This is a genomic window from Dyella lutea (genome assembly GCF_024158035.1).
Taxonomy (GTDB): Bacteria; Pseudomonadota; Gammaproteobacteria; order Xanthomonadales; family Rhodanobacteraceae; genus Dyella_A; species Dyella_A lutea.
Map to the genome: position 1 here is coordinate 870,765 of NZ_JAMZEK010000002.1, position 14,477 is coordinate 885,241.

The window sequence follows — 14,477 nt, forward strand, 5'->3', positions numbered from 1 at the left end:
TTTGCCTTTGCCGGCAAAGCCTTGCAAGTTGTTCAGCGAACGTGAAGTTTAGCAGGGCAGCGCGCCGATTGAAGAGGGGGAGGAGGGAAGTCATGGCGCGCCGCAACGAAAGAGCCCGGCGCTGCGGCCGGGCTCTTCACGATCGTCACGGCAGCGACGGGCGCTTACTGACCGCGCATGCGGCCCTGGAAGCGGGTGCCGCCGTTGCCCATGTGCGGCAGCTTGATCTTGCCGATCAGCGCGATGCGCTCCTCGGCCAGACGGTCGGCGGCCTGGTAGGTCGGCACGTTCTCGGTCTTGGAGATCTCGAAGATGCGGCCCAGGTTGTAGTAGATCTGCCGCATCATGCGCATGGCGCGCTCGCGGTTGTAGCCGTCGATCTCCAGCGAGATGTTCATCACGCCGCCGGCGTTCACCGCGTAGTCCGGCGCATACAGCACGCCGCGGCGGGTCAGTTCGTCGCCGATGTCGTTGGTGGCCAGCTGGTTGTTGGCCGCGCCGCAGATGATCTTCGCCTTGATCCGGTCGATGGTCTTCTCGTTGAGCGTGCCGCCCAGCGCGCAGGGCGAGTACACGTCGGCATCGACATCGTAGATCTCGTCCAGGCCCACCGCCTCGCAGCCCAGCTCGTCCACGCAGCGCTGCACCGCTTCCTTGTTGATGTCGGTGACGAACACCTTGGCGCCCTGCTCGCGCAGCAGCTTGATGAACTCGCTGCCGACATGGCCGCAGCCCTGCACGGCGTAGCTGTACTTGCCCACGTCCTCGTTGCCGTGCTTGAAGTTCAGCGCCGCCATCAGGCCCTGCAGGGTGCCGTAGGCGGTGAACGGCGAGGGGTCGCCCGAGCCGCCGTGCACCTGGTGCACGCCGGTCACGTACTCGGTCTCGCGGAACACGTATTCCATGTCGTTGACGTCGATGCCGACGTCCTCGGCGGTGATGTAGCGGCCGCCCAGCGAGTTGACGAAGCGGCCGAACGCGCGGAACAGCGCCTCGGACTTGTCCTTCGACGGATCGCCGATGATCACCGCCTTGCCGCCGCCCAGGTTCAGGCCGGCCACCGCGTTCTTGTAGGTCATGCCGCGCGACAGGCGCAGCACGTCGTTCACCGCTTCGGCCTCGGTCTTGTACGGCCACATGCGCAGGCCGCCCAGGGCCGGGCCGAGCACCGTGTTGTGGATCGCGACGATGGCCTTCAGGCCGGCGTCCTTGTTCTGGCAGAACACGACTTCCTCGTGATCCGTCTTGGCGATGGTTTCAAAGATCATTCGAACGATGACTCCAGGTGGGACGGCGCCCGGGGATGGCGGCCGTTCGGGATGGAACAGGGCCGCACCAGGCGGCCCTTTCCGGCATGCACGCTTGCAACAGCTTGAAAACCAAAGCCCCAGCGGGGCTGGGGCTTTGGTTTCGGGGGGCGAAGTTTAGTACGTCGCCGCTGCAATTGCTGACGCGGCGCAGCAAGCCGCGGTCCCGGGCGGGCGCTCAGCGCACCCAGTGGCCCGGGCGGAAGTACCAGCCGCCCCGCCGGTGCACCCAGTGCTCCGGCACGTAGCGGTATCCCGGGCGGGCGTGTACCCAGTAACCGGCCACCCAGACGTGGCGATGCCGGCGGTGATCCCAGCGCCAGTAGCCGGGCGCCCAGACGTAGCCGACCCGAGGCGGCGGCACGCGCACGTAGCGCGGCGGCGGCGGGGGCACGCCGATGGTGACGCCCACGGCGACCTGGGCGGCCTGGGTCTGCGGGGCGTAGCCGATCCCTGCACCCGCGGCGAGGCCGAGGGCGGCGAGCAGGGCAAGCTTGCGGGTCATCGTGATCATGCGGTTCTCCGTCATCGCCGCGCTTTGCGGCGGCAGGCGGGAAAACGAACCGGCCGCCGTGTTGTTGACGTAGCCGGGGCCGACACGTTCAGTCGGCGGTCGGGGGCGGGGCGAGGTTTCGTCGTGTCGTTTTCCCAGCCGTGCCTCTTGGTCAGTACCGGACTGGGTGAAGAGCGAAGGCACTGGATGACCAGCCCTGCGGCTGTTGATACAGCGCCTCCAGCCTGCGCTGGGATGACGCGCGGGAGGCTGGAACCCTCCGTGACTCATCCGTACGCAGAGGGCATTTCCAATGCCGCTACAGGAATGACCCATGCATCTGGAATTTCCTCACGTCATCCCAGCGAACGCTGGGATCCAGCGTCTCTGCTCTTCGGAGCTGAAAGTCACTGGATGACCCGCCCTGCGGCTGCCGATGAAGCGCCTCCTGCTTTCGCAGGGCGAGGCGGGGAGGCTGGAACCCGCCGCAGCCGATGCGGAGGCAGACGCGCCCCACGGGTAGCTGCAGGATTGACCGATGCATCCGGAATTTCCCCACGTCATCCCAGCGAACGCTGGGATCCAGCGTCTCTGCTCTTTGGAGCTGAAAGTCACCGGATGACCCGCCCTCCGGCTGTTGATGAAGCGCCTCGTGCCTTCGCAGGAACGACGAGCAAAAGCACTGCCTCCCAGCGCCGGGCGCCCCGCTGCGACGAACTGCCCTCAGAGCCGGCACTCCGGATCGTGGTGATTCGCGCGCGCCTGCTGGTACACCGGCATCAACTGCTGCGCCTGCTGTTGCAGGGTCTGCTCGCGCCTGGCGCTGGATGGGTGGGTGGACAGGAACGCCGGTGGCTTGCTGCCGCCCTGGGCGCCCATCTTCTGCCACAACGTGGCCGCCGCGCGCGGATCGAAGCCGGCCTCGGCCATGTAGCGCTGGCCGAGCACGTCGGCTTCGCTCTCCTGGGTGCGAGAGAAGGGCAGAAGGAAGAGGGTTTCCGCGCCCACGCCCAGTGCCGCCGCCGCATAGCCGGTGTTGGTGCCGCGAGTACCTGCGTAGATGGTGCCGGCCGCCACGGCGCCCTGGGCGAGGTAGTTGTCCGACACGCGCTCGGCGCCGTGGCGCGCCACCACGTGCGCCAGCTCGTGGCCCAGCACCACGGCGAGCTGGTCCTGGTTGGTGGCTACCTTGAACATGCCCTGGTTCACGCCGATGCGGCCACCGGGCAGGGCGAACGCGTTGGCGGTGTCGTCGCCGATGATCTGCACCTCCCACTGGTTGGCGTTCCACGGTGGCGGCAGCACGGCGATCAGCGCGTTCGCCACGCAGGTGGCGTAGGCGCGCTGGCGTGGCGCGTCGACGAATTTGCCCTGCTTGCGCATGTCGTTGAACGCGGTGATGCCCATCTGGCTCATCTGCGCATCGGACACCATCATCAGCTGCGTGCGCCCGGTGGGCGAGGTGGCGCAGCCGGCCAGGCTGAGCGTGGCGGCGGCGAGGGTGGCGGCGAACGCGGTGGCGCGCATGGGGAGCTCCCGGGTCGATGGATGGCGCATGCAAGGATAGACGCCCCGGCCGTGCAGGCGGCATCGCGGCACTGTAAAAAGAACGAACGGTCGTGCTATTTTCCCGCCATGACCGCCGCCACCACCCCGAAACGCGCCCTCACGCGCGAGCTCATCCTCGACCACGCCTACGAGCTGGCCCGTCGCGACGGCCTGGAAGGTCTCACCATCGGCAGCCTGGCGGCCGACGTCGGCATGTCCAAGAGCGGCGTGTTCGCCCACTTCGGTTCGCGTGAAGACCTGCTGCTGGCCGTGCTGCACACCGGCGCCGAACGCTTCACCGAGGCGGTGATGCGCCCGGCACTGCGCGAGGCACGCGGGCTGCCGCGGCTGCGCGCCATCGTGCGGCGCTGGTTCGAGTGGTCCGGCCAGCATGCCGAAGGCTGCGTGCTGCTCTCGGCCGCCAGCGAGTACGACGGCCGCGACGGCGCCATGCACGACGGTGTGGTGAGCCAGCAATCGCAGTGGCGCGCCGCGCTGGCCAAGGCCGCCGGCCAGGCGATCGAAGCCGGGCACTTCCGCGCCGATGCCGATCCCGAGCAGATCGCCTTCGAGATCTACGCGGTGATCCTCGGCCTGCACCACGACGCCGGCCTGTTCGGCTTCGAACCTGCCAGCCGCCGCGCCGACACCGCGTTCGAGCGCCTCTGGCGCAGCTGGCAGGCCTGAGGAGAAAACGCCATGGCCCCGCATCAGGTTCCACTGTCCCATCGCCTCAAGCTGGCCACGCTGCGGGCCAGCTTCGTCCTCGGCGGTCGCCTCGCGCCGCGCCGCACCGCCGACCGCGCCGCCCGCCTGTTCGCCACCCCGTTTTCCAGCAGCCGCGCCCGTGCCCGCGCCGCCGCACCCGACCCGCAGATGCGTCGCGAGACCCTCACCGTCGGCCGCCACGCCATCGCCACCTACATGTGGGGCGATCCGGCCAGCCAGCCGTATGTGTTGATGGTGCACGGCTGGTCGAGTTTCGGCCTGCGCTACCAGCCCTGGGTGGCGCACCTGCGCGCGCTCGGCTACGCGGTGGTGAGCTTCGACCAGCCCGGGCACGGCCTCAGCGAGGGGCGCTACTGCACCCTGCCGGAATTTGCCGACACGGTCCGCGCGGTCGGACGCCACTACGGCGAGGCCGCGCTCGCGGTCGGCCATTCGCTCGGCGGCGCGGCGCTGGTGCTGGCGCAGGACGAGCACTGGCGCGCGCAGCGCATCGTGCTGGTGGCGCCGGCGGTGGACGTCGACGCCGCGGCCAGCCGCTATTTCCGTTTCGTGCGGCTGGGCGAACACCTGCGCCGGCCGTTCTACGACTGGCTGGTCGCACGCACCGGCGTGCCGGTGGAACAGCTGCAGATGCACCGCCGCGTGGTCGCGCTGGGCCAGCCCGGGCTGATCGTGCACGACCTCGACGACCGCGACGTGCCCTGGGGCGAGGGTGAGTGCTACGCCCGCCACTGGCGCGGCGCCCGACTGCTGACCACCGAGGGGCTGGGACATCACCGCATACTGGACGCCCCGCAGACGATCGCTGCCGCGCTGGCCTTCGCCCGCGGCAAGGCGGTCGGCGAGCGCGTGGTGGCCACGCCCAACCTGCCGCTCGGGCTGGCCTGAGCCGCCTCAGAGGCAGCGCTTCAGGCGGCGGATGCCATCTTCGATCGCCGCCTCGTCGATGCCGCCGTAGCCCAGGATCATGCCGGGCCGCGGTGCCGCGCCGTGGTAGCACGGCGACAGCGGCCGGATCGACACGCCGACCTCCCGCGCGCGGCGCGATAGCGCCACGTCGTCGGTGACGTCCGGCAGCAGGCAGGTGAGCTGCATGCCGGCCTCGGCGCCGACCACCTGCAGCCGGCCGGGCAGGTGGTGGTCGATGGCCTCCACCAGCGCCTCGCGCCGCAGCGCGTACAGCGCCCGCATGCGGCGGATGTGCCGGGCGAAGTGGCCTTCGCGGATGAAGTCGGTCATCGCCAGCTGCGGCAGCATTGCCGGGCAGGTGTCCAGCGCGTCGCGCACCGCGCGGAACGCCGGCACCAGGTCGGCCGGCACGATCACGTAGCCCACCCGCAGCGCCGGAAACATCACCTTGCTGAAGGTGCCCACGTAGATCACCCGGCGGTCCGCATCCAGCCCCTGCAGGGCGGCCACCGGCGGGCCGCCGAACCGGTATTCGCCGTCGTAGTCGTCCTCGACGATCCAGCGTCCCTCGCGCGCCGCCCACTGCAGCAGTTGCAGGCGCCGCGCTGCGCTCATCGTCGCGCCCAGCGGAAACTGGTGCGACGGCGTGGTGTAGACCATCCGGGCATCCGCGCCGCGGCGGATGCCTTCGGCCACGTCCAGTCCCTCCGCATCCACCGGCACCTGCACGGTGCGCGCGCCCACGGTGGCCAGCGCCTGGAGCGCGCCGGGGTAGCCGGGCTCTTCCATCCAGGCCGCGTCGCCCGGGTCGAGCAGGGCATGCATGCACACCTGCAGGCCGTGCTGCGCGCCCAGCGTGATCATCACCTGCGAGGCGTCGGCTCGCACCGAGCGCACCGTGCGCAGGTAGTCGGCGATCGCCTCGCGCAGCGGCAGGTGGCCGAGCGGATCGCCGTAGGCCAGGCTGCTGCGATGGGCGCGGCGCGCATGGCGGCTGAGCAGTCGCGCCCAGGTAGCGTGCGGAAATGCCTCCAGTGCCGGCAGGCCGATGCGGAATGCGCCCTGGCTGTCCAGCCAGGTCTGCTCCGGCCCGGTCATTCCGGCCACGCGGCGGGCAATGCGCCGTTCCTGCGAAGCCGGGGCGTCGCCGGGCGTACGCCTGCGCGGCGGGGCCGGCCTGCCGGGTGTGCCCGGTGCGATCGCCGCGGCTACCCGTGTGCCGGAGCCTGCCACCGCCTCCAGGTAACCCTCGGCCAGCAGCTGTTCGTACGCGCTGAACACCGGCAGCCGCGACACCCCCAGTTCGCCGGCCAGCGAACGGGTGGAGGGCAGCCGCTGGCCCGGCTGCAGTTGTCCTTCCACGATGGCGCGGCGCAGCCACTCGGACAGCTGGCGGTACAGCGGCGGGCCCGCCGGGTCCAGCGCGATCAGCGGCGGCAGCGTGGCGGATACGCGCTTCATGGCAGGCTCCAAGTGGCTATGCAGGATCATAGCCAAGTGGCTATTCGGGAAGGCCACTTGGCTGCCTATCGTGCGGCTTCCGGTGAGCGAGGCGGAGGCAGGCGTGAAGGCATCGAGACAGCGGCCCGGGAGGCCCGCCACCATCGCGCGAAGGCGCCTGCGCTCCGCCGCCGCATGCCTGCTCGCGCTTGCCGCAGGCACGGCCGCCGCACAGGACGCGGCGCTCCGGCAATCGCGCGACGACGCCTGGTGGACCGGCCCGATGCTGGCCAATTCCGCCGACACCCTGCCGCGCGGCCACGTGTTGGTGGAGCCCTACGTATACGACGTGCAGACGCGCGGCAACGACGGCTTCGGCTCGCGCGCCTACGTGCTCTACGGCCTTACCGACAACCTCACCGTCGGCGTCATCCCGATCATCGGCTACAACGCCGTGCACGGCGGCCCGAACAGCTCCGGCATCGGCGCTGGCGACCAGATCCTGCAGGCGCAGTACCGGCTCACCCGCTTCCGCGAAGGCGGCTGGCTGCCGACCATCGCGCTGCAGTGGCAGCTCGCCGTGCCCATCGGCCGCTACCAGCGCCTGGCGCGCGCTGCCGACGGCATGGGCAGCGGCGCCTGGGCCAACACGCTGGGGCTGAACGTGCAGACGTATTTCTGGATGCCGAACGGCCGCATCCTGCGCATGCGCCTCAACGCCACCTGGACCTTCGCCGGCCACGCCACGCTGCACGGCACCAGCAGCTATGGCACCGGCCCGGCCTTCCAGGGCCGCGCAATGCCCGGCGACGCCTACTACCTCGGCCTCTCGGGCGAATACAGCCTCACCCGCCGCTGGGTGCTGGCGCTGGACCTCACCTACAGCCGCGGCGAGCCGACCCGCATCTTTGGCGAGGACACCGCCCCGGGCCTGCCGCCGATGCCAGTGAGCCGGCGCTCGCCGCGCAGCGAGGCGTTCGGCTTCGCGCCCGCCGTGGAATACAACTTCAACGCCAACGTCGGCGTGCTGCTCGGCGTGCGGGTGATCCCCGGCGGCCACCACGTCACGCGCTCGGTAACGCCGGCGATCGCCATCAACTATGTGCACTGAGGCGGGTCGGGCCGCCAGCGCCGATCGCTGCCCGTGGCGGGCAGGGCGGCCAAGGTACCCCGCTCGCGGTTCGACGGCGGCGCAGGGCTCGCCTCGCGCCTGCAGGTATTCCGACCATGAAGGTGACCACCATGCAGACAAGAACGATCTTCCGGGCGTGCCTGCTCATGCTCGCGGTGACGATCGGATGGCCGTCGCCATCGATCGCGGCCACGGCCAGGGGCGAAGACCAGCAGCACGCCTTCGATTTCCACTTCGGCACGTGGAAGACTGAGATCAAGAGCCGCGACATCACGGCCGCGGGCGTCGGCCAGTGGACGACATTCACCGGCACGGTGATCGACCAGCCGCTGTGGAACGGCAAGGCCAACCTGGAGAAGATCGAAGCCTCCGGCCCGGGCGGCCACTTCCAGGGCCTGACGCTGTTTCTCTACAACCCTGAGTCCGGGCAGTGGAGCGAGCAGTTCGCGGGCAGCGGCGACGGCACGATGCAGCCGCCCACCTACGGCGAGTTCAAGGATGGCCGCGGCGTGTTCCACGGCTGGACCGAGTCCGACGGCAAGAAGGTTCTCGAGCAAGACATCTGGTCGAACATCACGCCCAATTCCTACCACTACGAGATCGCCTCCTCGTTCGATGGCGGCAAGACCTGGGTCATCAATTTCGTCGCCCAGCTCACCCGGCTGAAGAAGGCCCCCGACTACGACACGCACACCACGCCGGGCACTGGGCCGGAGCGTGACTTCGACTTCAACATGGGGCGCTGGTCGACCCGCATCCAGGCGGTGCTGCATCCGCTGTCCTCGCCTGGTGCGAAGAGCGGCCTCAGCGGAACCCATGTGGTTTATCGCGTGTGGGACGACTGGGCCAACATCGGCCAGCTCGAAGTCGATGCGCCCGACGGCCATCACATCGAGGACCTCGCGCTGCGCCTGTACGACCGCAAGACGCGGCAGTGGCGGGTCTACCTCGCCAACAGCGCCGCCGGCACGCTCGCCGCGCCACTGGTGGGCGAATTCAAGCATGGCGTGGGCAGCTTCGTCGGCATGGACGAGGTCGACGGCAAGACCGTGCTGACACGCAACGTCTGGTCGGGCATCACCGCGACATCCTGCAAGCAGGACTGGGCCATCTCGGCCGACGGCGGCAAGACCTGGGTGTCCACCTGGACCTCCACCGATCGCCGGGGCGGCTGACCCGCCAGGGGCGACGGGGCGCGATCACCTGCCGGTCGCCTCATGTCGCTCCTCTCTCCCGCTGGAGGATGGCTGGAAAGAGGGGGAAAGGCTCGCCGAAAACCCGCCTGAAGCGGGTAGTGAAGCTTCTGTTACAGGTATCCGCTTCGCGAGCTACCCCTACCGTGGCCTCCTTCATCAGCGCCCGCGGAGGCGGTATCGCTTCACACGCGGATGCTGCCGCGAACGTCAGCCCGTACGCCTTCGTACGTGCGCTGCGGCAAGCGTCTGTGCGCGAACCCCTTTAGAATTGGGCGGTTCAAGCACACGCAGTCCGGAGTTGCCATGAGTTCGCCCGCCAAGCACGTCCCCGCCAGCGATTCGCAGCAAGCGAACACCCCGCACGAAGCCACCCCGCTGCGCTTCGTCACCGCCGCCAGCCTGTTCGACGGCCACGACGCGGCGATCAACATCATGCGCCGGATCATCCAGGCGCAGGGCGCCGAGGTGATCCACCTGGGCCACAACCGTTCGGTGGAAGACGTGGTGCGCGCCGCGCTGCAGGAAGACGCGGACGCCATCGCGCTGTCGTCCTACCAGGGCGGCCACGTCGAGTACTTCAAGTACATGGTGGACATGCTCAAGGAGCGCGGTGCCGGCCACATCCGCGTGTTCGGCGGCGGCGGCGGCACCATCACGCCGGAGGAGATCAAGGAGCTGCAGGCCTACGGCGTGGAGCGCATCTACCACCCGAACGACGGCATGAAGCTCGGCCTCACCGAGATGATCGAAGACGTGATGGCCCGCGCCGGCAAGGCTGCCGCCGAGCACGCGCGCGGCCACGGCGGCGGCGTGCCGCAGGCCGACGTCGACAACGAAATCAGCATCGGTCACATGCTCTCGGCGATCGAGGAGGGCGGCCTGTCCGATGCCGACCTTCATCGCCTGCGCAAGGAGTGGCAGCTGGCCGGCAAGCACACGCCCGTGCTCGGCCTCACCGGCACCGGCGGCGCCGGCAAGTCGAGCGTGGTGGACGAGCTGCTGCTGCGCTTCCTGCAGGCCTTCCCGCAGATGCGCATCGCCGTGCTGGCGGTGGACCCCACCCGTCGCCGCTCCGGCGGCGCGCTGCTCGGCGACCGCATCCGCATGAACTCGCTGCGTAGCCATCGCGTCTACATGCGCTCCATGGCCACCCGCCGCCAGCACGCGGCCACCAACACCGTGCTGCACGACTGCATCGACTTCCTCAAGAGCCAGCCCTACGACCTGGTGATCGTCGAGACCGCCGGCATCGGCCAGAGCGACTCGGAGATCGTCGACCTGGTCGACTTCCCGGTCTATGTGATGACCAGCGAATACGGCGCGGCCAGCCAGCTGGAGAAGATCGACATGATCGACTTCGCCGAGCTCATCGTGCTCAACAAGTACGACAAGCGCGGCGCCGAAGACGCCCTGCGCGACGTGCGCAAGCAGTGGAAGCGCAACCGCACCGCCTTCGCCATGAAGGACGAAGACGTGCCGGTCTACCCGACCATCGCCAGCCAGTTCAACGATCCGGGCGTCACCTGGATGTTCACCAACCTGTGCCGGCTGCTGAGCAGCAAGCTCGCGCTGGAGCCGGCCAAGTGGACGCCGCACCTGGACACCAGCCTGAAGGAACCGCGCGCCACCGTGCTGATTCCCGGCAACCGCGTGCGCTACCTCGCCGAGATCGCCGAGCAGGGCCGCGGCATCAACGCCTCCATCGCCAAACAGGCCGAGCAGGCCAGCAAGGCGCAGCACTGCTACGAGGCGCTGAAGGAGCTGGGCGACGACAAGCTGCCCAAGCCGCTCGATCTCTACGCCAGCGATGCCTTGCATCCCTCTCCCGCCGGGAGAGGGACCGAGGGTGAGGGTACGCCCGCAGGGAACGCCTTCACGCAAGCCCCGAACCCTCACCCCCAGCCCCTCTCCCACGGGGAGAGGGGAGTGGATCGCTCCCTGCTCCTGCTGCGCCAGCGCTACAACGCCGCCCTCGGCGAACTGACCAAGGAATCCCTCGAACTCCTGCGCAACTGGCCAGCCCTGCGCGAGTCGGTCACCGCCGAGGTCAACGAGTACCAGGTACGCGGCAAGACCATCCGCGTGGAGAACTACCGCGAGTCGCTCAGCCACCAGAAGATTCCCAAGGTGGCGCCGCCCAAGACCCGCGACTGGGGCGACCAGCTGCTGTTCCTAGGCAAGGAAAACCTGCCCGGCCACTACCCGTACACCGGCGGCGTGTATCCGTACCGCCGCAGCGGCGAAGACCCCACCCGCATGTTCGCGGGCGAGGGCACGCCCGAGCGCACCAACCGCCGCTTCCATTACCTGAGCCAGGGTGGCGCGGCCACGCGCCTGTCCACCGCGTTCGACTCGGTCACCCTCTACGGCGAAGATCCGGCCCCGCGCCCGGACATCTACGGCAAGATCGGCAACTCCGGCGTCAACATCGCCACGCTGGATGACATGAAGAAGCTGTACTCCGGCTTCGACCTGTCCGCGCCCACCAGCTCGGTCTCCATGACCATCAACGGCCCGGCGCCGATCATCCTCGCCATGTTCATGAACACCGCGATCGACCAGAACGTGGAGAAGTACCTCAAGGCCGACGCCGCGCGCTGGGCCGAGGCGGAAAAGACCATCGCCAAGCTGTTCGAAGGCCGCGAGCGCCCGCGCTACTCGGGTGAACTCCCCGCCGGCAACGACGGCCTCGGCCTCGGCCTGCTCGGCGTCACCGGCAACCAACTGGTGGATGCCGAGACCTACGCGAAGATCAAGGCTGAGACCCTGGCCAGCGTGCGCGGCACCGTGCAGGCGGACATCCTGAAAGAAGACCAGGCGCAGAACACCTGCATCTTCTCCACCGAGTTCGCGCTGCGCATGATGGGCGACATCCAGCAGTACTTCGTCGACCACAAGGTGCGCAACTTCTACTCGGTGTCGATCTCCGGCTACCACATTGCCGAAGCCGGCGCGAACCCGATCAGCCAGCTCGCCTTTACGCTGTCCAACGGCTTCACCATCGTCGAGTACTACCTCGCGCGCGGGATGAACATCGACGACTTCGCGCCCAACCTGTCGTTCTTCTTCTCCAATGGCATGGACCCGGAGTACACCGTGATCGGCCGCGTCGCCCGCCGCATCTGGGCCCGCGCCATGCGCGAGCGCTACGGCGCCAGCCCGCGCAGCCAGATGATGAAGTACCACATCCAGACGAGCGGCCGATCCCTGCACGCGCAGGAGATCCAGTTCAACGACATCCGCACCACGCTGCAGGCGCTGTACGCGCTGTTCGACAACTGCAACTCCCTGCACACCAATGCCTACGACGAAGCGATCACCACGCCGACCGAGGAAAGCGTGCGCCGCGCCGTGGCGATCCAGATGATCATCAACAAGGAGTTGGGCCTCAATTTCAACGAGAACCCGTGGCAGGGCAGCTTCATCGTCGAGGAGCTCACCGACCTGGTGGAAGAGGCGGTGTACAAGGAGTTCGAGGCCATCAGCGAGCGCGGCGGCGTGCTCGGCGCCATGGACACCATGTACCAGCGCGGAAAGATCCAGGAAGAGAGCCTGTACTACGAGCACAAGAAGCACGATGGCTCGCTACCGCTGATCGGCGTCAACACCTTCCTGCCCAAGGACCACGGCGGCGAGATCGCCACCGAGATCGAGCTGATTCGCTCCACCGAGGAAGAGAAGGGCCAGCAGATCGCCAACGTCAAAGCCTGGCAAGCCGCCCGCAACGGCCTGGCCCCGCAGGGCGAGACTGATCTCACCCACGTGGCCGAAGACGCCACCGCGGCCGGCGAAAAGCACGACGGCCACGGCCTACGCTACCTGCAGAACACCGCCCGCGAGCGCAAGAACGTGTTCAACGCGCTGATGGAGGCAGTGAAGACCCACAGCCTCGGCCAGATCAGCCACGCGCTATACGACGTAGGCGGCGAGTACCGCCGCAACATGTAAGACCTACATCGTCGCGAGCTTCAACCTTGGTGAGCTTGAACCTTGGTGAGCTTGAACCTAGCGAGCTTGAACCCTCTCCCCCGCTCGCGGGGGAGAGGGCAGGGTGAGGGGGAGGCAATCGAAGCGGAAAACCTCACCCCGCTCAACGGCTGCAGAGAAACGCATTGGCTCCTACAAAAAGACCCGGCAACGCCGGGCCTTTTTCGTTCACCGCTGCATCGATGGCTGCGCTACCTGCACATCTGCCGACTGCATCAACGGCGTAGGCGCCTGCACGTTCTGCTTCTCCGGCACCTGAAACAGCGACCAGTCCGTGCTGCTCTGCGCCAGCGGCGTGTTGATGCCGCTCACCACATCCACATCGGCGAACCGCCGCAGCGGCGAACGGATGTCGCCCTGCACGGCAATGGCGCGCGAGGCATCCTTGCTCAATAGCACCTGGTCGATCCGCTCCAGCCCTTCCTTGCGCGCAGCCAGCGCCAGCGCGCCGGGGAGGTTGTAGCTGCGGAAATCCGTGGCAAGAGCTGGTGCATGAGGACGGAGTGAGGCGTGTCAGCGGGTTTTCACGCAAGCCAAGATTCACACGAACGCTTGAACAGCGGTCCCACTTGGGAGGCGCTGGCGGTCGACGGCTAGATGGGTAGATACTCTCTGCTATCAACATGTAAGAGCATCTACGTACGCGTTGCCCACGGCAGCGGAATGGTTACCTCTGTTTCGACTCACTTGGGTGAAGGAGGTTGGCGTGTTCGGTGTAGACGATCTTTTGGTGGCTTTCGCATCCGCTGCTGGCCAAGCAGCAGGTAAAGAGATTGCCAAGCAACTAATTCATGCCATTTGTTCCGATCTTGCGACGAAGGAGGATGTTGCTCGCGCTGTCGCTGAAATCGAGCAATATGTTCATCAAGAGCTCCGGGCGATCGAGGACAGTTCGATCATCGTGGATGTTGATACGGCGGTGAAGGCACTTTCTCAGTATAAGCTGTCGAATAATCGAATTGATTTGTCTGAGGAGAATACCCAGCAGCTTCTGAATAGGTGCTCTTCCGAGATACAACGTGCCATTCATGATGATGGGAACTATCCTTGGAGGGAGTTTGTAGCTATATCTCGTTTTGTTGCAGTTTATTCCACATTTTGGGCTATCAAAGTATTTGAACTAAAGGAAGAAAATGAGGTTGAAAACTTCATAAATGTTTTGCTGGAGGGTGCCGGTCTTCTGCAGAGTGTAATTCAGCGGATACACGCTATGGAGGATGAATTCATTTCAGAATTAAACATCCAATATATGGTGAAGAAGGAGAATTTGGGTGATCCAGGTGGGCGCCAAGTTTTCGGTTTTTCAAACTACAGTCGAGCGTCCTATGAACTCCACAGAGGTCGATACAAAGGGGGAGTACTTTGTGCGGACACGGGCTGGATGCTTGGCCATAGTCTCAGGCCAAATGACGCAGTAGAACGGCTTAAGCCAGCATACGATGCGGATGTGGCTAGGATTGAAGCAGAAAAAAGTTACAGGCAAAAGAAGATCTATGATCCGCTAAGCGAGTCTGTCTTGGCGCTACAGGCCCTGGTAGCTAAAATGGGAGGTACACAAAAAGACATATTGGATAGATTCGCGTAGAGAGCTTACGGAACCAATTTAGGGGGTCGCGATTTAAGGGGCGTGGCTAATTAATCCGTGTCGTCAGGGTGGTTGTCTGCATGCCTTAATTGGCCATCCCTCTACTCTCGATTACCACTTACTGTTCCTGGTTATGTGATCGCGGACCTCG

Annotated in this window: 10 protein-coding genes and 1 pseudogene; 6 read left to right on the plus strand and 5 right to left on the minus strand. The window is 66.8% G+C overall.

Annotated elements, in window-relative coordinates:
- Positions 1-164: 164 nt before the first annotated feature.
- The 3 genes from NC595_RS11395 to NC595_RS11405 all read right to left on the minus strand — a co-directional run bounded on the left by NC595_RS11395 (position 165) and on the right by NC595_RS11405 (position 3,327).
- Positions 165-1,268 carry a Glu/Leu/Phe/Val dehydrogenase dimerization domain-containing protein gene (locus NC595_RS11395; RefSeq protein ID WP_253566514.1) on the minus strand — a complete coding sequence of 368 codons (1,104 nt, stop codon included), beginning with the start codon at positions 1,266-1,268 and terminating at the stop codon, positions 165-167.
- 217 nt (positions 1,269-1,485) lie between these two features.
- Positions 1,486-1,821 (minus strand): hypothetical protein, encoded by a 336-nt coding sequence (locus tag NC595_RS11400; protein WP_253566516.1) that lies wholly within the window; start codon positions 1,819-1,821, stop codon positions 1,486-1,488.
- A 702-nt stretch (positions 1,822-2,523) separates the two neighbouring features.
- Positions 2,524-3,327, minus strand: coding sequence for a M48 family metallopeptidase (locus NC595_RS11405; protein ID WP_253566518.1), 804 nt, complete (start codon positions 3,325-3,327; stop codon positions 2,524-2,526).
- A 108-nt stretch (positions 3,328-3,435) separates the two neighbouring features.
- Here NC595_RS11405 and NC595_RS11410 point away from each other — a divergent pair, with 108 nt between their 5' ends.
- Both NC595_RS11410 and NC595_RS11415 read left to right on the plus strand, forming a co-directional pair.
- Positions 3,436-4,035, plus strand: a complete 600-nt coding sequence (locus tag NC595_RS11410) for a TetR/AcrR family transcriptional regulator (RefSeq protein ID WP_253566520.1) — start codon at positions 3,436-3,438, stop codon at positions 4,033-4,035.
- 12 nt (positions 4,036-4,047) lie between these two features.
- Positions 4,048-4,965, plus strand: a complete 918-nt coding sequence (locus NC595_RS11415) for an alpha/beta fold hydrolase (RefSeq protein WP_253566522.1) — start codon at positions 4,048-4,050, stop codon at positions 4,963-4,965.
- Between the two features lie 6 nt (positions 4,966-4,971).
- Here the strand turns inward: NC595_RS11415 and pdxR are convergent, their stop codons facing one another.
- Positions 4,972-6,447: a MocR-like pyridoxine biosynthesis transcription factor PdxR gene (gene pdxR / locus NC595_RS11420; RefSeq protein ID WP_253566524.1), complete on the minus strand. Its 1,476-nt coding sequence runs from the start codon at positions 6,445-6,447 to the stop codon at positions 4,972-4,974.
- A 103-nt stretch (positions 6,448-6,550) separates the two neighbouring features.
- Between pdxR and NC595_RS11425 the strand changes: the two genes are divergently transcribed.
- The 3 genes from NC595_RS11425 to NC595_RS11435 all read left to right on the plus strand — a co-directional run bounded on the left by NC595_RS11425 (position 6,551) and on the right by NC595_RS11435 (position 12,702).
- A complete protein-coding gene (locus NC595_RS11425; RefSeq protein ID WP_253566526.1) occupies positions 6,551-7,537 on the plus strand; it encodes an autotransporter outer membrane beta-barrel domain-containing protein in 987 nt (328 codons plus the stop codon).
- A 116-nt stretch (positions 7,538-7,653) separates the two neighbouring features.
- Positions 7,654-8,733, plus strand: a complete 1,080-nt coding sequence (locus NC595_RS11430) for a hypothetical protein (RefSeq protein WP_253566528.1) — start codon at positions 7,654-7,656, stop codon at positions 8,731-8,733.
- A gap of 324 nt (positions 8,734-9,057) precedes the next feature.
- Positions 9,058-12,702, plus strand: a complete 3,645-nt coding sequence (locus NC595_RS11435; RefSeq protein ID WP_253566530.1) for a methylmalonyl-CoA mutase family protein — start codon at positions 9,058-9,060, stop codon at positions 12,700-12,702.
- A 207-nt stretch (positions 12,703-12,909) separates the two neighbouring features.
- Here NC595_RS11435 and NC595_RS11440 read toward each other — a convergent pair.
- Positions 12,910-13,209: pseudogene (locus tag NC595_RS11440) on the minus strand (XVIPCD domain-containing protein); the annotation flags it as partial.
- Positions 13,210-13,447: 238 nt separating this feature from the next.
- On the opposite strand from NC595_RS11440, the gene NC595_RS11445 reads away from it, so the two are divergent.
- A complete protein-coding gene (locus tag NC595_RS11445; RefSeq protein WP_253566534.1) occupies positions 13,448-14,326 on the plus strand; it encodes a hypothetical protein in 879 nt (292 codons plus the stop codon).
- The last annotated feature ends 151 nt before the right edge of the window (positions 14,327-14,477 follow it).

Bases quoted from the DNA above. Each gene is read 5' to 3' on its own strand.
- NC595_RS11395 (WP_253566514.1), bottom strand. From the start codon at position 1,268: ATGATCTTTGAAACCATCGCCAAGACGGATCACGAGGAAGTCGTGTTC.
- NC595_RS11400 (WP_253566516.1), bottom strand. From the start codon at position 1,821: ATGATCACGATGACCCGCAAGCTTGCCCTGCTCGCCGCCCTCGGCCTC.
- NC595_RS11405 (WP_253566518.1), bottom strand. From the start codon at position 3,327: ATGCGCGCCACCGCGTTCGCCGCCACCCTCGCCGCCGCCACGCTCAGC.
- NC595_RS11410 (WP_253566520.1), top strand. From the start codon at position 3,436: ATGACCGCCGCCACCACCCCGAAACGCGCCCTCACGCGCGAGCTCATC.
- NC595_RS11415 (WP_253566522.1), top strand. From the start codon at position 4,048: ATGGCCCCGCATCAGGTTCCACTGTCCCATCGCCTCAAGCTGGCCACG.
- pdxR (WP_253566524.1), bottom strand. From the start codon at position 6,447: ATGAAGCGCGTATCCGCCACGCTGCCGCCGCTGATCGCGCTGGACCCG.
- NC595_RS11430 (WP_253566528.1), top strand. From the start codon at position 7,654: ATGAAGGTGACCACCATGCAGACAAGAACGATCTTCCGGGCGTGCCTG.
- NC595_RS11435 (WP_253566530.1), top strand. From the start codon at position 9,058: ATGAGTTCGCCCGCCAAGCACGTCCCCGCCAGCGATTCGCAGCAAGCG.